This is a genomic window from Microbacterium sp. SORGH_AS_0969 (assembly GCF_030818255.1).
GTDB lineage: Bacteria > Actinomycetota > Actinomycetes > Actinomycetales > Microbacteriaceae > Microbacterium.
Window position 1 is genome coordinate 796,238 of sequence record NZ_JAUTAG010000001.1, and the last position, 19,206, is coordinate 815,443.

Here is a 19,206-nt window from a genome sequence, read left to right on the forward strand (position 1 = left end):
ACGCGAGAGCCCATGATCCTTTCCGTCATCGTTCCGACCTTCAACGAAGGTCCGAACGTCGCCGAACTCGTTCGACGGACGGCGGCCGCGCTCCCGGGTCGTGACATCGAGATCATCTTCGTCGACGACTCCACCGACGACACCCCCGAGATCATCCGCGGTGTCGCGCAGAACGCGCCGGTCCCGGTGCGGCTGATCCACCGCGATGCGCCCCAGGGCGGACTCGGCGGCGCGGTCGTCGAGGGCATCAAGGCCGCGGCATCCGATTTCTGCGTCGTCATGGACGGCGACCTGCAGCACCCGCCGGAGGTCATCGCCGATCTGCTCGCGCGCGCCGAGGTGGGCGACGCAGAGGTGGTGGTCGCCTCGCGCTACGTCGACGGCGGCACCTCCGACGGCCTCGCGAACGCCGTGCGCACGATGGTCTCGCGCGCCTCGACGCTGCTCACCAAGGCGATGTTCCCGAAGAAGCTGCACAACTGCTCCGACCCGATGACGGGCTTCTTCCTCATCGACCGCCGCTCGCTCGACATCGAGGAACTGCGCCCGCGCGGCTTCAAGATCCTGCTCGAGATCCTCGCGCGCAAGCAGATGCGCGTCGCCGAGGTGCCGTTCGACTTCGCTCCCCGCTTCGCGGGCGAGAGCAAGGCCTCGTTCAGCCAGGGCATGCGCTTCATCACGCAACTGACCATGCTCCGCTTCGGCCGCATGTCGGCCTTCGCCGTCGTCGGCGGCCTCGGAGCCGTGGCAAACCTCGCGATCATGTGGGGTCTGCAGACCGTCGGCGTGCAGTACCTCGTCGCCGCGGTCATTGCGAGCGTGCTGACCATCATCGCCAACTTCATCGCGCTCGAGTACCTCGTCTTCGCCGACATGCGCGAGGAGTCGGGGCTCATGCGGCACCGCTTCATCAAGTCGTTCACGTTCAACGGCATCGAGGCGATCGTGCGCATCCCGGTCATCTGGCTGCTCGTCAACGAGGCGCACATCCAGAGCGTGCTCGCGGCGGCCCTCACGCTCATCGCGGCGTTCATCATCCGCTTCGTGTTCCACGCCCTTGTCGTGTACGCGCCGAAGAAGGCTCAGGCCGCGCCCGCCGTGGCCGCGGTGCGCGAACCCCTCGAGGACGAACTCGCGGCCTGACTCCTCGGCCGCCTTCGGCCCCGCTCTCCGGCGTACCCTGGAGGCATGTCCTCTGACGCTCCCATCCGCATGTTCGGCGCCGACTGGTGCCGCGATTGCATCCGCACGAAGAAGCAGCTCGACGACCTCGGCATCGCCTACGAGTACGTCGACCTCGTGGCCGACCCCGCCGCCGCCGACGTGGCGAAGGAGATCTCGGGCCGGACGAGCATCCCGGTCGTGGTGTACCCCGACTCGAGCCACCACGTCGAGCCGAGCAACGCCGACGTCGAGGCGAAGCTGCGCGAACTGTCGCTGATCTGACCCTTGTCGACGGATGTGACGGCCGCTTTCGCGTCCGAGGCGGCAGCTCTCGACGCCGCCGACCCCCTCGCGCAGAACCGCGACGCCTTCGTCGGCGCCGAGACGTCGCTGATCTACTTCGACGGCAACTCCCTCGGGCGGCCTCCGCGGGCGACCGCGGAGCGTCTCGCGCGCTTCGTCGAAGACGAGTGGGGCGGTCGCCTCATCCGGGGCTGGGACGAGTCCTGGATGCAGCTGCCGTTCGAGATCGGTGACCGCATCGGCGCCGCAGCCCTGGGCGCTGCCGCAGGCCAGACCGTCATCGGCGATTCGACGACGGTGCTCCTCTACAAGCTCCTGCGTGCCGCCCTGGACGCGCAGATGGCCGCCGACCCCGACCGCGTCGAGATCGTCGTCGGCCGCGACGACTTCCCGACCGATCGGTACCTGGTCGAGGGCATCGCCGCAGAACGCGGGGCGCGCGTGGTGTGGGTCGAGGTCGACACGACGCGCGGCGTCGAACCGGGGCTCCTCCGCGCGGTGGTCGGCCCCCGCACGGCGGTCGTCCTGCTGAGCCACGTGTCGTATCGCTCGGGGTTCCTCGCCGACGGGGCCGAGCTGACACGCATCGCGCAGGATGCCGGAGCGCTCGTGCTGTGGGACCTGTGCCACTCGGCGGGTTCGGTGCCGGTCGAGCTCGACGCGTGGGGCACCGATCTCGCCGTCGGGTGCACCTATAAGTACCTCAACGGCGGACCCGGGTCCCCCGCCTTCGCCTACGTCGCCACGCGCCACCACGACACCCTCGCCCAGCCGGTCCAGGGGTGGATGGGGGCGGCCGATGTCTTCTCGATGGGCCCGGAGTACCGGCCCGCGACGGGGATGCGCCGCTTCCTCTCGGGGACGCCGCCGATCCTCGGCATGATCGCGATGCAGGACACGCTCGACCTCCTCGAAACGGCGGGGATCGCCGCCGTGCGTGAGAAGTCCGTCGCGCTCACCGAGTTCGCTCTGCGCGTGAGCGATGGCATCCTGTCTCCCCTCGACGTCCGTGTCGCCTCACCGCGGGACGCGGCGGAGCGGGGCGGGCACGTGACGCTCTCGCACCCGGCGATGCGCGCGGTCACCGCCCGCCTGTGGACGCAGGACGTCCTGCCCGACTACCGCGATCCGGGGGGACTGCGCATCGGCCTGTCACCGCTGTCGACGAGCTTCGCCGAGGTGCTCACGGGCCTCGAGGCGGTCGCCGAGGCGTTACGCGCCGAGGCCTGAGCCCGCCCCTTCCCGGCGCGGCGCGGCGGGTCTCACCGCGAGGTTGGACATCGAGTGTCCACGAAACGCCGTAACCGGGGGCGCGGTTGCGGCGTGTCTTGGACACTCGACGAGATCGAGGGTCGCGGGTGGCACGGCGCGGTCAGCGCGCGTCGACGTGGTCGCGCAGAACGGAACCGGCGGCGGCGACCGCGCCCGCGTCTCGCTGGTTCGCCGAGACCGCGACGACGAGATTCGTGCGGCCGAGGGCGCGCGCGTGGTCACGCACGCCGTCGAGGTAGCGATCGAGAAGCCGGCCGTAGCCGCGGCCCGAGAGCACGAGCCGGTCGAGGTCGAGCACGTCGGCGAAAGCGACCACTCCCCGGCTGAAAGCGGCCACCGCCTCGTCGATCGCCCGAGCGGCGAGGGGGTCCGTGCCCGCGCGCGCGGCGATGCGATCGGCGGTCAGGGCGGTTCCCGCTTCGTCGACGTAGCTCTTCACGATCGCGTGGGGTGTCGCCACGACGCCGAGACACCCCCGCTGGCCGCAGCGACACGGGGGGCCGGCCGGATCGTTGGGAAGGTGCCGGATGTCGCCCGCGCGTCCGCGCGACCCGCGGACGAGACGCCCGTCGACGACGATCCCCGCACCGAGCTCCCCATCGAGATGGATGACAGCCAGGGCGCGCGAGTCGGCCGCCGCGCCCGTCCACACTTCGCCGGCGGCGGAGAGGAGCGCGGCGCTCTCGAGCCGGACGTCCAGGCCCGTCGCCGCCTCCAGCGCGGACCGGAGGGGGAACCCCTCCAACGCGGCGAGAGAGGGCGTATCGAGGATCGCTCCCGCGTCGTCGTGCGGCCCGGGCACGGCGACGCACAGACCCTCGACGAGTCCATCACCCAGCGATGTCGCCGCGAGCAGCTCGGTGACGGCTGCGGCCACGGAGGCGACGATGTCGTTCGGGTCTGCGTCCGCCGCGCCGGCCACGCCGATGCGGCCGACGACGGCACCCCAGAGGTTGGCCACGACGACCTGCACCGATTCAGGACCGAGCTGCACCCCGAGGCCGTAGCGCGTCGTCGGGTTGACGTCGAGCAGCTCGCGGCGCTTCCCCCCGGTGGACTCGCTGTGACCCACCGACATGACGAGCTTTTGGTCGATCAGGTGGCGCACGGCGTTCGTCATCGTCGCGGGGGTGAGGCCCGTCGCGGCGGCGAGCTCGATGCGGCTGATCGGACCACGCGTGCGGATGACGTCGAGCACCAGCGACGGCGTGGAGACGCCGGTCGTCTCTCCCGGCATACTTTCTCTCACCCGCTTAATTTAGTAGGTTGAATAACACCCGTGACCGTTCTGATACTACCGTCCACCCGGATCCGCGTGGGCGTGACGGCGGGCCTCTCCCGGAAGGAACACCGACGCTGATGTACCACCCCCTCGACGAAGGCTGGAGCCTGACCCTCCTCCGCGGAGACCGCCCGGACGCCTATGCGGCCCTCGACGACGGCATCCCGGCGACCGTTCCCGGGGTCGCGCACACCGACCTCCTCGCCGCCGGCCTGATGGCCGATCCCTTCCCGGGCGCGCAGGAGGCCGAACTCGCGTGGATCGGAGAATCGGACTGGCGTTACCGATCGACGTTCTCGTGGCACCCCACCCTCGATGACGCGCGCGTCGACCTCGTCGCGGACGGACTCGACACCGTCGCGACCGTCCGCATCAACGACGTGGTCGTGCTCGAAACGGTGAATCAGCACCGCAGCTACCGTGCCGACCTCGCCGCGGTGCTGCGCGAGGGCGAGAACACCCTCGAGGTCGACTTCCGCTCTCCCGTGCGTTACGCCCGCGAGCGGGAAGCTGTCCTCGGCGAGCGCCCCCACTCGTACGCGCACCCGTTCAACACCATCCGCAAGAGCGCCTGCAACTTCGGCTGGGACTGGGGTCCCGACTTCGCCACCGCCGGCATCTGGCGCCCCCTGGGCCTGCAGGAATGGGCGCACGTGCGCATCGCGGCGGTGCGCCCGGTGGTCGATGTCGTCGACGGCATCCCGCATCTCACCGCGAATGTCGACCTCGAGTGGCAGGGCGACGACGAGGAGCCGGTCACGGTCGAGATCGAGGTCGCGGGAGCCTCCGCGCGAGTCGAGGCGCGGCCCGGTCAGCCCGTCGTGATCGACCTCGATGTCCCGGATGCCGAGCCCTGGTGGCCGCGCGGCTACGGCGAGGCGAGGCTCTACGACCTCGCCGTGCGGGTGGGCGACGGTGTCGACGAGGCGACCCGGTGGTCTCGAGCGATCGGATTCCGCCGCGTCGAGGTCGACATCGCGCCCGACGAGCAGGGCAGCCCCTTCTCGGTGCGCATCAACGGCCGGGACGTCTACGTGCACGGGGCCAACTGGATTCCCGACGACGTCTTCGTCACCCGCATCACGCCCGAGAGCCTCGCGGCCTCGATCGCGGATGCCACGGACGCGGGCCTCAACCTGCTGCGCGTGTGGGGCGGCGGCCTCTATGAGAGCGACGACTTCTACGACATCTGCGACCGCGAGGGCGTCCTCGTCTGGCAGGACTTCCTGCTCGCGTGCGCCGCGTACTCCGAGGATGCCGAGCTGTGGGACGAGTTCGAGGCGGAGGCGCGCGAGGCCGTCACGCGTCTGACGAGCCACCCGAGCCTCGTGATCTGGAACGGTGGCAACGAGAACATCTGGGGCTACGTCGACTGGAAATGGCGCACTCGTTTGAACGGGCGCACGTGGGGCGAGGGCTACTATCGCGACCTCTTCCCCCGCATCGTCGCCGAGCTCGCACCGACGACCTTCTACTCGGACGGGAGCCCCTTCTCGTTCAGCTCGTACGTCCACCCCAACGACGACGCCCACGGAACGATGCACATCTGGGACGTCTGGAACACGCGCGACTACGACGGCTACCGCGCCTACCACCCCCGGTTCGTCTCGGAGTTCGGATTCCAGGGCCCACCCGCGTTCTCAACGCTCGAGAGCGTCGTGCGCGACGAGCCCCGCAGCCCCTTCGGACGCGAGATGCTCGCGCACCAGAAGGCGAACGAGGGCAACGACAAGCTCGAGCGGGGCCTGGGTGCGCACCTGCCGGCGCCCGACGACTACGCCGACTGGCACTGGACGATGCAGTTGAACCAGGCGCGGGCGGTCTCGTTCGGCATCGAGTGGTTCCGCTCACTGTTCCCCCTGAACCGCGGGTGGATCGTGTGGCAGCTCAACGACTGCTGGCCGGTCGTGTCGTGGGCCGCGGTCGACAGCCACCGTCACCGCAAGCCCCTCTGGTACGAGCTGCGACGCGTCTCCGCGCCGCGACTGCTGACGATCCAGCCCGCGCTCGACGGAGACGGCCTGCGCGTCACCCTTCACAACGACAGCGACGAGGCGATCACCGGCCGTGTCGAGCTGCGCCGCGAGGACCTCGACGGCACCGTCCTGGCATCCCTCACTCTCGATCTCGAGGTGGCGGCGCGCTCGGCCTGGACAGCACCGATCGATGCGTCGCTGGCCGCAGCCGGCGACCCGTCGCGCGAAGTGCTCGTCGCCGAGTCGTCCTCGGGGGAGCGCGGTCTGCACTACTTCGTGGAGGACACCGCCCTCGCCCTCGTCGACGCGACGGCGGTGGACGCGCGCGCCGTCGCGGACGGCTACGAGGTCACGCTGACCGCGCAGACTCTGGTGAAGGATGCCACGCTCCTCGTGGACCTCGTGGACCCCGCCGCTCGCGTGGATTCGGGCATGGTGACCCTGACCGCCGGAGAACGACACGTCTTCCGGGTGAGCGGCCCCGCGGGGATCGACCCCGCGGCCTTCACGCGAGCCGGTGTCCTGCGCTCCGCGAACGACCTGGTCGCCCGCGCGCTCGCGAGATAGGCGATACTGGCGACGATGATGGTCGAGCCCGCACCCCCCTCCGCTCTGCGGCGCTCCGTCGGCCTGGTGCTCCGGCGCCCCGTGCGTCAGCTCGGCGTCGAAGCCTTCTACAGCGACTTCATGAGCGGGCTCGAGGAGGTGCTCACCGAGCACCGTCGCCCCTTCGTGCTGCAGGTCGTGCCCGACCTCGACGAAGAGCTCGACGCGTATCAACGCTGGGCGCAGTCGGGTCGGGTCGCGGGGGTGGTACTGGTCGACATCCTCGAGCAGCACGACCCCCGGCTCGAGCTCGCCGACCGTCTCGGATTCGCGAGCGTCGCCCTGGCCCACCCCAACGACGCTCCCGACCACGCGGTCGTGTGGGTCGACGACGAGGCGCCCATGCAGACCGCCGTGGAGTACCTGCGCGAACTCGGCCACACGCGCATCGGACGAGTCTCGGGCCCGGACGACCTCGCCCACACGATCCGCCGCACGCACGCCTTCGAGGCGGTGGCGGCGCGTCTGGGCCTCGACGCCCGCATCGAGGTCGGCGACTTCACCGCTGCCGGGGGCGTCGCCGCCGTCGATCGCCTGGTGGCGGGCGCGAACGCCCCGACCGCGATCGTCTTCGACAACGACGTGATGGCCGCGTCCGCGGCATCCGCTCTCACCTCGCGCGGGGTCGACGTGCCGGGTGAGCTGTCGCTGCTCGCCTGGGACGATTCGGTGCTGTGCCGCTCGACGGTGCCGTCGCTCAGCGCGATGGCCCGTGACATCGCTCTCTTGGGAGAGCGCGCGGGGACGGCGATCCTGCAGGCGCTCGGGCACGACGCCCAGCCGGTGATGACCGCTCCGTCACCGGAACTGATCGTGCGCGACTCGACGGCTCGGGCGCGCTGACCGGACACCCCTCGTCGTGGGACCAGTCCGTGAACCCCGGGGCAGACCCCGTCGTCGCGGGCATACGCCAGGACATCGGGGGCATACGCCAGGACAGAGAGCGAGAGGCGATGCCAGAAGAACCGAGGACTAGCCTCGAATCGTGACCGAACCCCTCTTGATCGTGGTGGCCGGTGTCGTCGTGGTGGCGCTGGTGACGGTGATCGCGCCGCGCTTCAACGTCGCCGGGCCGCTGGTGCTCATGGCGATCGGGCTCGGGGTGAGCCTGCTGCCGTTCTTCCCGCCGTTCGTCCTCGACCCGGAGGTCATCCTGGTCGGGGTCCTCCCGCCGCTGCTGTATTCGGCGGCGGTGCAGTTGCCGGCCATCGAGTTCCGCCGAGATTTCGTCCCGATCGCGGGGCTCTCGGTCCTCCTCGTCGTGCTGAGCTCGGTGGTGCTCGGACTCTTCTTCTGGGCGGTCATCCCCGATGTCGGTCTCGCCCTCGGCATCGCCCTCGGCGCGATCCTCAGTCCCACGGATGCCGTCGCCACCTCGATCGCGAAACGACTCGGGATCGCGCCACGCGTCGTCACCACCCTCGAGGGCGAGAGCCTGCTCAACGACGCCACCGCGCTGGTGCTGTTGCGCACCGCGGTGGCGGCTCTGGCATCCGGATTCGCCTTCGGCGACGCCGTCGGCAACTTTGCATGGGGTGTCTTCCTCGCCCTGCTGTTCGGCGCGGTCGTCGGGTGGGGCAACCTGCGCCTGCGCGAGCGGGTGACGAACTCGGCGGCCAACACCGCGCTCAGCTTCACCATTCCGTTCATCGCCTATCTGCCGACGGAGCACTTCGGCGGATCGGGACTGGTCGCGGCGGTCGTCGCGGGGATCGTGACCGGCCAGGGCGCCGCACGACGGTTCACGCCGGAACAACGACTGAGCGACCGCGTCAACTGGCGCACGATCGAGCTGCTCCTCGAGGGCGGAGTGTTCCTCGTCTTCGGCCTCGAGCTGAAAGACATCGTCATCAGCAACCTGCGCGAGAACGAAGGTCTGTGGCACGGCGCGTGGCTGGCGCTGTCGGCCCTCGGGATCGCACTGGCGGTCCGCGCCGTGTACGTCACAGGTCTGATCTGGGTGCAGGGCCGACGCAGCCGCGACCTGGCACGCCACCGATGGCGGGTGGATGCCGCCCAGCAACGACTCGACCGCTTCGAAGACGCGTACCGCAACGACCCCGCGAGCCTCTCGGGTCGGGCCGACGACCCCGCTCGCGCGGCCCGGCGGATCGGCTGGATGCGCTCGCGCATCGCCCGCACGGTCGCCGACCTCGACTACTACCGCGACACGCCCCTGGGCTGGCGACACGGCGTCGTGATCGTGTGGGCAGGGATGCGCGGCGTCGTCACGCTCGCCGCCGCGCAGACTCTCCCGCGCGACGGGGTGACCGACCGACCGCTGCTCATCTTCGTGGCGTTCCTCGTCGCGCTGCTGAGCCTCGTCCTGCAAGGCGTCACACTCCCCGCGGTCGTGCGGGCAGTAGGCCTGGGAGGCGAGGGCGGCGAAGGGCCGTCGCGCGAGGAGCAACGAGCGCTCGACGCGGAGCTTCGGGATGCCGCGGTCTCGGCGCTGCGCTCGGGCTCGCTCACCCGACGGAACGGTGAGAGCTTCCCCGCCGAGATCATCGACCGCGCCGGATCACGACTGACCGAACCGCCCGACGAGGAAGCGACCGCGCGCGTGCGGGACCTGCTGCAGTTGCGCCTCGCGTCGATCGAGGTGATGCGCGACCGCCTCAACGATCTCGCGAGCGACGGCCGCTACAGCACGGCCGCCCTGCGTCACGGCCCTCGCGGAGCTCGACGCCGACCAAATCAGCCTCGAGTTGCGCATCGACGACGAGGACGTTGACTGACGGGGCTGGTGCGCAGGGGACGCAGTGTGCGCGGGACGCGGTGTGCGCTCTGCGCGGGACGCCGCGTGCGGCACAATGGGAGCGGAGGTTTCCATGAGCGATCCGATCCCGACGACGACGTCACCCGCGGATGCCGCCGGGACCGGCGCCGTGCCCATCGCGCACGCCGCGGCTGAGTGTCCGAAGTGCTTCACCGAGCTGCAGAGCGACCGCGACTGGTGGCGCGCCCGCCCGGCCGGGTCGCGCCTCGTGGGTTTGGTGGTCTCGCGACCCGGGATGCCCAGTGTCGTCCAGCAGCGCGATGACCTCACCCGTTTCGGCGTGCCGATCGAGGGCTTCCGGCACCCGGCCCCCGAAACGCTCGAGGGGTGGGCAGCGCGCCTGGACCGGTTCTTCAGCACGCTGACGCGCGGTGACGTGCTCGTCGTGACGAGCGCTCGCTCTCTCGGGGTGACGCGCGACGACGAGACGCGGGCGGTCGCCGAGCTCCGCCAACGGGGCGTGATGGTGAAGGTCCTCTCGCACGGGGAGCGTCACCTGCACGATGCGGTCGCACCCCTCTGACGTCCGTTCCGGGTTTCTGACGGCGGTTCAGGCCCCCACGTAGCGGGCGAGATGTTCGCCCGTGAGGGTGGAGCGGGCGGCGACGAGATCGGCGGGGGTGCCCTCGAAGACCACCCGTCCGCCGTCATGGCCGGCCCCGGGTCCGAGATCGATGATCCAGTCGGCGTGCGCCATGACCGCTTGGTGGTGCTCGATCACGACGACCGTGTTTCCGGCATCCACAAGTCGATCGAGCAGACCGAGCAGGTTGTCGACATCGGCGAGATGGAGCCCTGTGGTCGGCTCATCGAGAACGTAGACAGCCCCGGACTTCGCCATCGAGATGGCGAGCTTGAGTCGCTGCCGCTCGCCGCCCGAGAGGGTGTTCAGCGCCTGGCCGAGCGTGAGATACCCGAGCCCGACATCGACGAGTCGGCCGAGGACCGCGACCGCCGGCCCGGTGGTGAGGAACGCGGATGCCTCGGACACCGACATCGCCAGGACCTCGGCGATGTTCTTGCCGTGGAGTGTGTACTCGAGCACCTCGTCGGAGAAGCCGCTCCCACCGCACAGCTCGCAGTCCGTTTCGACGGTCGATTGGAAGCCGAGCTGCGTGACGATCACGCCGAGACCCTTGCAGGCGGCGCAGGCCCCTTCGGAGTTCGCGCTGAACAGGGCGGGCTTCACGCCGTTCGCCTTCGCGAAGGCGGCGCGGACCGCGTCGAGGATGCCCGTGTAGGTGGCGGGGCTGCTGCGGCGCGAGCCCTTGATGGGCGTCTGGTCGACGACCACCACGTCGTCGAAGGCGGGGAGTGCGCCGTGGATGAGGGACGACTTGCCGGATCCGGCGACCCCCGTGACGACGGTGAGCACCCCCAGGGGGACGTCGACGTCGATGTCGCGGAGGTTGTGCCGGGTCGCCCCGCGGATCGGGAGTGCGCCGGTGGCGGAACGCACCGCGCTCTTGAGCTCGGCCCGGTGGTCGAGGAAGCGACCCGTGAGGGTGCGAGAAGCGCGGAGGCCGGCGACATCACCCTCGTACTGCACGGTTCCGCCGTCGCGTCCCGCGCGAGGGCCGAGGTCGACGACGTGATCGGCGATGTCGATCACCTCGGGCTTGTGCTCCACGACGAGCACCGTGTTGCCCTTGTCACGCAGCTGCAGGAGGGTTTCGTTCATCCGCTGGATGTCGTGCGGGTGAAGACCCGCCGTGGGCTCGTCGAAGACGTAGGTGATGTCGGTGAGGCTCGAGCCGAGGTGGCGGATCATCTTGGTGCGCTGCGCCTCACCGCCTGACAGGGTGCCGCTGGCACGGTCGAGCGAGAGGTATCCGAGCCCGATATGGACGAACGCGTCGAGCGTGTCGCGGAGCCCCTGCACGAGCGGAGCCACCGAGGGATCGTCGACCGTGCGCACCCAGGCGGCAAGGTCGGTGATCTGCATGGCGGCGGCATTCGCGATGTTCACCCCGCCGATGCGCGACGACCGAGCGCCCTCATTGAGACGGGTTCCCCCGCACGCCGGACAGGCGATGAAGGTGACGGCGCGATCGACGAACGCACGGATGTGAGGCTGAAGGGCGTCACGGTCTTTCTGCAGCATGCTCTTGGTGACCTTGGGAACGAGCCCCTCGTAGGTCATGTTGGTGTTCGCGATGCGCACCTTCGTCTGCTCTTTGTAGAGCAGGTCGTGGCGTTCTTCGGCGGTGAACTCTGAGACGGGTTTGTCGCCGTCGAAGAAGCCCGACTCGCTGAAGACCCGGACCATCCAACCGTCGGCCGTGTAACCGGGCACGGTGATCGCTCCGCCGTTCAGCGACTTCGTTTCGTCGAGGAGCTGCGAGATGTCGATGTCGCTGACGTGACCGAGACCCTCGCAGTCGGGGCACATCCCGCCCGTGATCTCGAACGAGCGCCGCTCCTTCTGCCCCTTTCGCGCCCCGGTGGCGATCGTGACGGCACCGGCCCCCGAGATCGAGGGGACGTTGAAGGAGAACGCCTGAGAAGACCCGACGTGAGGCTGACCGAGCCGGCTGAACAGCACGCGCAACATGGCGTGCACGTCGGTGGCAGTGCCGACCGTCGACCGGGCGTTGGCGGCCATGCGCTCCTGGTCGACACGGATCGTGGCGCTGAGATTCTCGAGCGCGTCGACGTCGGGGCGGGAGAGCTGCCCCATGAACTGCTGAACGAAGGTGGGGTACGTCTCGTTGATGAGCCGCTGCGACTCGGCGGCGATCGTGCCGAAGACGAGCGACGACTTGCCCGAGCCGCTGACACCGGTGAAGACCGTGAGCCGGCGCTTGGGAACGTCGAGGTCGACGTTCTGCAGGTTGTTCTCGCGGGCACCGCGCACGCGGATGACGTCGTGGGCGTCGGGGTCGGTCATGGGCGCCTCCTCGGGATCGTCCCAGTGTGGCGGAGACCTCCGACATTCGCGACGGCGCCGCTTGCGCTGCGGGCGCCCGGGCGTACCGTCGCGCGGAGTCCCGGGCGACGGTCTGTGCCGTCAGGCGGAGACCGGGGCGAAACGCCGAGGCCGCGGCATCCGCAAGCGGCGGGTCGCGGCTCAACTCCGCAGGACGGCACGGCATACGCACGCCGGCACCCACGGCGACCCGGGCGTACCGTCACGCGGAGTCCCGGGCCGCGACGCGTACCGTCCCGCGGTGTCCGGGGCGAAACGCCGAGGCCGCGGCATCCGGAACCGGCGTGTCGCGGCTCAACTCCGCACGACGGCACGGCACACGCACGCCGGCCCCCACGGCGACCCGGGCGTACCGTCACGCGGAGACCCGGGCCGCGACGCGTACCGTCCCGCGGTGTCCGGGGCGAAACGCCGAGGCCGCGGCATCCGGAACCGGCGTGTCGCGGCTCAACTCCGCACGACGGCACACCCCCGGCCCACGGTGCGGCACACCCGTGCCGATCGGCGCCGCGCCGGCGCCGAGGCTCGCTCCGGAGACGACGGTGCCCCCCGCGGACGAATCCGCGGGGGGCACCGGATGAAGACTCAGCCCTGGGCGCGACGGTTCGTGCGCGAGTTGCGGGCGCCGACGACCATGCCGGTCGTGGGAGTGCCGGATGCCGAACGACCGGCGCCCTGCGGACGACCGGCGGACGCACCGGTGCGCTGCGCACCCGCGCCGCCCTGACCGCGACCCGCGCCGGAGCGCTGACCGCCGCGACCGCCCTGGGGAGCGCGCCCCGCGGCCGGAGCATCGGATGCCGCGGCACCCGCGCCGCGACGACGACCGCCGCCGCCCTGACCACCGGAGCGGCCGGCGGGCTGCTGGCCCTCGCCGCGCGCCGCGCGCTTGCGCTGCGCGTTGGCGCCCTGCGAGCGGCCCCCGCCCTGGGGCTGCGCGACGACGGGCTCGGGCTTGACGTACGGGGCGACCTCGCCCACGAGGGCGACGACCTCGGGCGAGGTCGAGGTGACCTGCTGCGGGGTGGCCGAGATCTTGGCCTTGCGGAGGATGTCGAGGGTGTCACGACGCTGCTCGGGGAGCATGATCGTGACGACGTCGCCGGCCGAGCCCGCACGGGCGGTGCGACCCGAGCGGTGCAGGTACGCCTTGTGCTCGACGGGCGGGTCGACGTGCACGACGAGCTCGACACCGTCGACGTGCACGCCGCGCGCGGCGACGTCGGTGGCGACGAGGACCTTCGCGCGGCCGTCGCCGAAAGCGGCGAGGTTGCGGTCACGCGCGGGCTGCGAGAGGTTGCCGTGCAGGTCGACGGCGGGGATGCCCGAGGCGGTCAGCTGCTTCGCGAGCTTCTTGGCCTGGTGCTTGGTGCGCATGAAGAGGATGCGTCGCGCGGTGCCCGAGGCGAGCGTCTGCACGAGGTCCTTCTTGGCGTCCGCGTCAACCGGCGCGAAGACGTGGTGGGTCATCGCGGCGACGTGCGAGTGCGCCTCGTCGACCGAGTGCAGGACCTCGTTGCGGAGGAACCGCTTCACGAGCTTGTCCACACCGTTGTCGAGCGTGGCCGAGAAGAGCAGGCGCTGGCCGTCGGCGGGCGTGCGCGCGAGCAGGCGCGTGACACCGGGGAGGAAGCCGAGGTCGGCCATGTGATCGGCCTCGTCGAGGACCGTGATCTCGATGTCGCTCAGGTTCGCGAAGCCCTGACCGATGAGGTCTTCGAGGCGACCGGGGCAGGCGACGAGGATGTCGACGCCCGCGGCGAGCGCGTCGACCTGACGCTTCTGGTTCACGCCGCCGTAGACGGTCGTGGTGACGAGGTTGAACGCGGCGGCGAGGGGTTTGATGACCTCGTCGATCTGGTTGGCCAGCTCGCGGGTGGGGGCGAGCACGAGCGCGCGGGGCTTGCGGCCCCGGCGGCGGTCGGTCGACGCGCCGAGGCGCGCGACGAGCGGCAGCGAGAACGCGAGGGTCTTGCCCGAGCCGGTCTTGCCGCGGCCAAGCACGTCGCGCCCGGCGAGGGTGTCGGGAAGGGTGTCGGCCTGGATCGGGAAGGGCTCGTTCTTGCCCTGCGCGGCGAGAACGGCGATGAGGGGGGCGGGCACGCCGAGGTCGGCGAAAGTCTGGGACGTCATGAATACTCCTGCCGCGGCACACGCGCACACGGCGATTCGGGATGCCGCGATGCTGCGGCTGCAAGGGGCGAAGGCGCCGGGTGGCGCATCCGTTCGCCGTGAAGGTCAAAGGCCCGAGAGAAAAGGGGCCGGTGCGTTCGACGACGCGAGGAGCGAAAGCTCCGCCCACCAGTCTAGCGGGTGAGGCGCCATCTCCGTCGCGCGGGGGATCCGCGAGCGCATCGGCGCTCGTAGCGTCGAGGACATGGACGTCTCATCGATGATCATGGGCGGCGCGATCGCATCGATCGCCTGGATCGCCTTCTATCCGTGGGCGCAGATGCGCCGCCTCCGCGAGATCGACGCCCACGCCGCGGCGGAGGGCGGGGAGGCCGGGCAGGGGACGACGGAACGCTAGACGCCCCGCGCGAGGGCCCGGCGCTGATCGGCCGCGCGCTGATCGGTCGGCAGGAGGCGACCCGGTGCTGCCCGCCCGGCGCCGGCCGGCCGGTCGGAGGGTCGGGCGCGCGGAGGGGCAGCCGGCGAGCGGCGGCCCGCCGCTACATGCCCGGGCTCGAGGCGGCCGCGCGCCAGCAGCCCGCGACGTGGTCGTCGACCATGCCGGAGGACTGCATGAGCGCGTACATCGTGGTCGGCCCGACGAAACGGAAGCCGCGACGGCGCAGCTCTTTGCTCATCGCCGTGGACTCCGGCGTCACCGCGGGGACCTCGGCGAACGTGCGCGGCGGCTCGTGCGTCGCGGGGGCGAACGACCACATCAGGGTGTCGAGTTCTCCTTCGGCCATGCCCGCCACGATGGTCGCGTTGCCGATCACGGCCTCGATCTTCCCGCGATGGCGGATGATGCCGGCATCCTGAAGCAGTCGCTCGACGTCGTCGGGGCCGAAGGCGGCGACGGCGGTCGGCTCGAAGCCGTGGAACGCCTCGCGGAAACGCGGACGCTTGCGCAGGATCGTGATCCAGGACAGACCCGCTTGGAAGCCCTCGAGGCTCAGCTTCTCGAACAAGGGGCGGTCGCCGCGCAGCGTCGTTCCCCACTCTTCGTCGTGGTAACGCTGGTACTCGGCGTCAGAGCCGGCCCACGCGCACCGCACGACACCGTCGGCCCCGGTCACCAGATCACTCATGCCCACAGGCTACGGGTGCGCTCCGACACCGGTCCCCGGCGGCCGGACACCGGCGTCCCCGCCGACGTCACCAGAACAGGGGATGCCACGAAAACAGGCCGCACCGCGCGCAGACGCCCTGTTTTCGCAGCGTTCCCTGTTCTCGACGCAGCGATCGGCGCGTCACAGTACCCGCGTCGGCACGGCCTCCTCGACCGCCCCGTCGCCGACGCGATTAACGCGATGCACCGCGCCCCCGGGCAGCTCGGTGACGAAGTCCACCGCGCGGGTCCCCTCGTAGAGCACCCCGGTGCCCTCGTCGAGGCCGAAGCCGCCGGGGAGCGTGCCCTCGGCGATCGCGCGGTGCAGCGCCGGCCGTCGCTCGACTTGCGAGTCGTAGTGCACCCCGAGCGACCCGGGGATGAACCCGAGGCCATCGGTGATGGTGCGCACCTCACCGAAGCCCGAGGTGGGGCCGCCGGCGTGCCAGCACAGGGCGCCCGCCGAGGTCCCGGCGAGCAGGATGCCGCTCTCCCACGCCGCGCGCAGGACGGTGTCGAGACCATGGGCGCGCCACACCGCGAGGAGGTTCACCACACTGCCGCCGCCCGTCCACACGAGGTCTGCGGACTGCACAACCTCGGCCAGGTCGAGCACCGTGCGTCCGAAGAGGCGCAGGTGCACGGCATCCACGCCCGCCGCCATCGCCGCGGCGAGCTCGCGGCCTTCGTCGATGCGCTGGTCGCCGCCCGCGGTGCCGAGGAACACGATCCGAGGGCGCCCCTCGACGCCGGTGAGATCGAGCGCGTGCCGGAGCAGCGGGCCGAAGGCCAGGTCGCCCCACGAGGCGTCGGCCCACCCGCCGCAGGTCGCGAGGATGCGGGGCACCGTCACAACGTCACCGCCACGGCATCCGCGTTCCACGCCCGCACGCGCGGGTCGTCCCACGACGCCCCCGCCAGATCGAACGCGACGAGACGCTCCTCGCCGGGTTCGAGGCCGAAGGCGTTGTCGTCGAGCCACGCGCCCGGCGCCGTCGGGAATCCGTCGACGAGCACGATCGGCGCGGGCACCGCGCCGACATTGCGCACGCGCAGCACCCCGTCGGAGAACCGCGCTTCCAGACGCGTGCGGGGCTGCTCCTTCAGCGGCGCGGGGCCCGTGGCGTAGGGGGCGAGCAGTTCCTCGATCGGCCGGTCGGTCAGGCTGTCGAGCGGCTCGGCCTCGAGGGCCGCGACCTCCGCGCTCTTCGGCTGCGCGTTGATCGCGTACCAGGCCGACGAGAGGAGCTCGCCGCGTGCGTCGCGAAGGTACACCGCCAGGACGAGCACCTCGTCGGCAGGAACCTCAGCCCCGAGCGTGAACGCGAGGGCGTGGGAGTCGGCATCCAGATCCACGGATGCCGCCCGCTCGGCGATCACGCCGAACCGGGCGTCGTAGAGGCGGGCGTTCACCGAACCGGTCAGCCCCGAGGGCGTGTCGTTCGCCGCGTGCACCTCGGCCGAGAACGTCTCGCCCGCGCCGAGCGACGTGCGCTCGTACACCGCGAACGCCGAGCGTGCCGCGCCGAACTGGCGCGCGCGGTAGTACGACAGCTTCGCCCGGCCGTAGTAGTCGACGATCGCCCACGAGGCGCCCGGGAACACCTCGCCGACCTTGTAGAACCAGTACGCCGAGGTGCGCGTGCCGGCGTGCGCGCGCAGGCGCTCCGAGGCGAAGCGCAACGCGTCGCCCTGCGCGAGCTGCGAGTACTCCACGAACGTCGCCCAGTCGGTGAGGGGTCCGTAGTGCGCGTAGCGCGCCTGCTTGAAGAGGTCGAACAGCGAGAACTGCGCCTGGTGCTGCAGGATCGCGCCGTGCGCGGGCGGCGGCCACTGCTCCAGCAGCGCGGGGTCGAGGAAGCGCGCCATGCTGTCGAGGTCGCACTGACTCGACAGCCCGTACTCGCCGAACACCGGCGGCACGTGCGTCGCGTACGCCTCGACCGGCTGCCCCTCGTGATAGACGCCGTAGTAGTGCTCGCTCCCGCCCCACGGGTCGGTGCGGTGGAAAGGCCGCGTCGGGTCGTACTGCCGCACGCGCGTGCCGATCACGGTGAGCAGGTCGTCGCCCGAGACGGTCTCGGGGTTCTCGTTGCCGCCGCCCCACATCACCAGGGACGGGTGGGTGCGCAGACGCCGGACGATCCGCGACGCCTGCTCGTCGACGACGGCGAGGGTGGCTCCCGTGGCGTCGAGTCCGAACGAAAGCGGGAACTCCTGCAGCACCAGGATGCCGCGGCGGTCGCACTCGTCGTAGAACGCGTCGCTCTCGATCGTCCCGCCGCCCCACGCCCGGAGCATCTGGAGGTTCGCACGCACGCACAGGTCGAGGATGTGTCGGTCGACATCGAACCCGCGTCGGGCCATCGGGTCGGTGAAGCACCAGTTCGCGCCCTTGAGGAAGAGCGGACGCCCGTTGACCACGAACTGCCAGTCGTAGACGTCGTCGCCCGACACCTCGGGCAGCGCCCGCATCTCGACGGTGCGGATGCCGACACTCGTCGAGCGCGATGACCCGTCAACGCTCGCCTCGACGCGGTACAACGGCTGCGCGCCGTAGCCGAACGGCCACCACAGCCGGGCGCCGGGGACGTCGATCTCGATCGCGTGCCGGGACGTGCCTCGGGATGCCACGGTCTCCGCCGTCACGTCGGCGACGACGGCGCCCTCGGGGTCGAGCACGCGGACGCGCGTCGGAGCGGGACCGCCGTCGGTGTGCGCGATCAGGTCCCACTGCACCCGGATCCGCGCCGCCACCTCGGCGGCGTGCACCGTCGAGACGAACAGGTCGTCGAGCTCGAGGTCGGGCACCCGTTCCAGGCGCACGCCGCGCCAGATCCCGATCGAGATGAGGTGGCCGTAGTGCCACCCCCACCCCGGCGAGGGCTTGAGCACGCCGTGCCAGTCGCGCGGGGGCGTGTCGATGCGGACGACGATCTCGTCGGTGCCGTCGCCGCGCAGCAGGGCCGTCACGTCGATGTCGGGTCCGCCGTACATGCCGGTGTGCCGGGCGATCGGCTCGCCGTTGAGCCAGAAGGATGCTGCGTCATCGACGCCGTCGAAAGCCAGGCGCACCCGATCCCCGCGCCACTCGGCCGGCACGTCGAAACGCCGGGCGTACCACCACTGCTGCTCCTCGACGCGGGTGCGACGGAAGTACCACGGCCACTCTCGCGGCACACCGTGCTCGGTGAGCTCGGCGTGCGTGTGGTCGTGGAGGAGCGGGTCGGGGATCTCGCCCGCCGCGGTGAGGGCGGCCTGAACCGTCCCCGGAACGGTCGCGCGGATCCACGACGAGCGGTCGGTGTCGGGGCGGTGCCAGCCCACGGGCGCGGGAGGGGCCTGCCCGCCGAACCAGCGTTCGATCGCGAACTCGCGGCCGGCGGGAGCGCCGGCGAGCAGCCATTCTCCGTCGAGGGAGACCGTCTCGCGCGTGGGCGGTGCGTCCGTCGCCGGCGCCGGGGCCCCGGCATCCGGGGCTCGCCCGACTCCGTCAAGAACGGATGCCGGGACGACCTCCAGCACCGGAAGCGTCGCGTGCTCCCGCACCCACCGGTCGCCGAACAGCGGCGAGGCGAGCGACTGCGCCCGCTCGCGATCGTCGAGCGAGCTCAT

At 71.1% G+C, this 19,206-nt stretch carries 14 protein-coding genes; 8 read left to right on the forward strand and 6 right to left on the reverse strand.

Annotation, left to right across the window (positions count from 1 at the left end):
- Positions 1 to 12: 12 nt before the first annotated feature.
- From QE388_RS03670 to QE388_RS03680, 3 genes are read left to right on the forward strand one after another with little or no spacing between them, the layout of a single operon-like run.
- The gene (locus QE388_RS03670) at positions 13 to 1,143 is read left to right on the forward strand and encodes a glycosyltransferase family 2 protein (RefSeq protein ID WP_275797681.1); all 1,131 of its coding nucleotides are present in this window, start codon (positions 13 to 15) and stop codon (positions 1,141 to 1,143) included.
- A gap of 45 nt (positions 1,144 to 1,188) precedes the next feature.
- Positions 1,189 to 1,446, forward strand: a complete 258-nt coding sequence (locus QE388_RS03675) for a glutaredoxin domain-containing protein (RefSeq protein WP_058595771.1) — start codon at positions 1,189 to 1,191, stop codon at positions 1,444 to 1,446.
- A gap of 15 nt (positions 1,447 to 1,461) precedes the next feature.
- Positions 1,462 to 2,697, forward strand: a complete 1,236-nt coding sequence (locus tag QE388_RS03680; RefSeq protein ID WP_307383003.1) for a kynureninase — start codon at positions 1,462 to 1,464, stop codon at positions 2,695 to 2,697.
- A 142-nt stretch (positions 2,698 to 2,839) separates the two neighbouring features.
- Here the strand turns inward: QE388_RS03680 and QE388_RS03685 are convergent, their stop codons facing one another.
- Positions 2,840 to 3,988, reverse strand: a complete 1,149-nt coding sequence (locus QE388_RS03685) for an ROK family transcriptional regulator (protein WP_307383005.1) — start codon at positions 3,986 to 3,988, stop codon at positions 2,840 to 2,842.
- Between the two features lie 110 nt (positions 3,989 to 4,098).
- Between QE388_RS03685 and QE388_RS03690 the strand changes: the two genes are divergently transcribed.
- From QE388_RS03690 to QE388_RS03705, 4 genes are all read left to right on the forward strand, one after another.
- Positions 4,099 to 6,564: a glycoside hydrolase family 2 protein gene (locus QE388_RS03690; RefSeq protein ID WP_307383006.1), complete on the forward strand. Its 2,466-nt coding sequence runs from the start codon at positions 4,099 to 4,101 to the stop codon at positions 6,562 to 6,564.
- A gap of 15 nt (positions 6,565 to 6,579) precedes the next feature.
- Positions 6,580 to 7,446 carry a LacI family DNA-binding transcriptional regulator gene (locus QE388_RS03695; RefSeq protein ID WP_307383008.1) on the forward strand — a complete coding sequence of 289 codons (867 nt, stop codon included), beginning with the start codon at positions 6,580 to 6,582 and terminating at the stop codon, positions 7,444 to 7,446.
- 142 nt (positions 7,447 to 7,588) lie between these two features.
- Complete coding sequence (locus QE388_RS03700; RefSeq protein WP_307383009.1) at positions 7,589 to 9,337, forward strand: sodium:proton antiporter; 1,749 nt, start codon at positions 7,589 to 7,591, stop codon at positions 9,335 to 9,337.
- A gap of 97 nt (positions 9,338 to 9,434) precedes the next feature.
- Positions 9,435 to 9,905: a dehydrogenase gene (locus tag QE388_RS03705; RefSeq protein WP_275797670.1), complete on the forward strand. Its 471-nt coding sequence runs from the start codon at positions 9,435 to 9,437 to the stop codon at positions 9,903 to 9,905.
- A gap of 27 nt (positions 9,906 to 9,932) precedes the next feature.
- Here QE388_RS03705 and QE388_RS03710 read toward each other — a convergent pair whose 3' ends face one another.
- Both QE388_RS03710 and QE388_RS03715 read right to left on the reverse strand, forming a co-directional pair.
- Complete coding sequence (locus tag QE388_RS03710; protein WP_307383010.1) at positions 9,933 to 12,272, reverse strand: excinuclease ABC subunit UvrA; 2,340 nt, start codon at positions 12,270 to 12,272, stop codon at positions 9,933 to 9,935.
- Between the two features lie 624 nt (positions 12,273 to 12,896).
- Positions 12,897 to 14,444, reverse strand: coding sequence for a DEAD/DEAH box helicase (locus QE388_RS03715; protein WP_307383011.1), 1,548 nt, complete (start codon positions 14,442 to 14,444; stop codon positions 12,897 to 12,899).
- 244 nt (positions 14,445 to 14,688) lie between these two features.
- Between QE388_RS03715 and QE388_RS03720 the strand changes: the two genes are divergently transcribed.
- Positions 14,689 to 14,841 carry a hypothetical protein gene (locus QE388_RS03720; RefSeq protein WP_307383013.1) on the forward strand — a complete coding sequence of 51 codons (153 nt, stop codon included), beginning with the start codon at positions 14,689 to 14,691 and terminating at the stop codon, positions 14,839 to 14,841.
- 142 nt (positions 14,842 to 14,983) lie between these two features.
- Here QE388_RS03720 and QE388_RS03725 read toward each other — a convergent pair whose 3' ends face one another.
- The 3 genes from QE388_RS03725 to QE388_RS03735 form a co-directional block, all read right to left on the reverse strand.
- Positions 14,984 to 15,571, reverse strand: coding sequence for a DNA-3-methyladenine glycosylase I (locus QE388_RS03725; protein WP_307383015.1), 588 nt, complete (start codon positions 15,569 to 15,571; stop codon positions 14,984 to 14,986).
- A 162-nt stretch (positions 15,572 to 15,733) separates the two neighbouring features.
- Positions 15,734 to 16,444 carry a peptidase E gene (locus QE388_RS03730; protein WP_307383017.1) on the reverse strand — a complete coding sequence of 237 codons (711 nt, stop codon included), beginning with the start codon at positions 16,442 to 16,444 and terminating at the stop codon, positions 15,734 to 15,736.
- Positions 16,441 to 19,206: a glycoside hydrolase family 2 TIM barrel-domain containing protein gene (locus QE388_RS03735; protein WP_307383018.1), complete on the reverse strand. Its 2,766-nt coding sequence runs from the start codon at positions 19,204 to 19,206 to the stop codon at positions 16,441 to 16,443. The genes QE388_RS03730 and QE388_RS03735 overlap by 4 nt, the downstream gene beginning before the upstream one ends.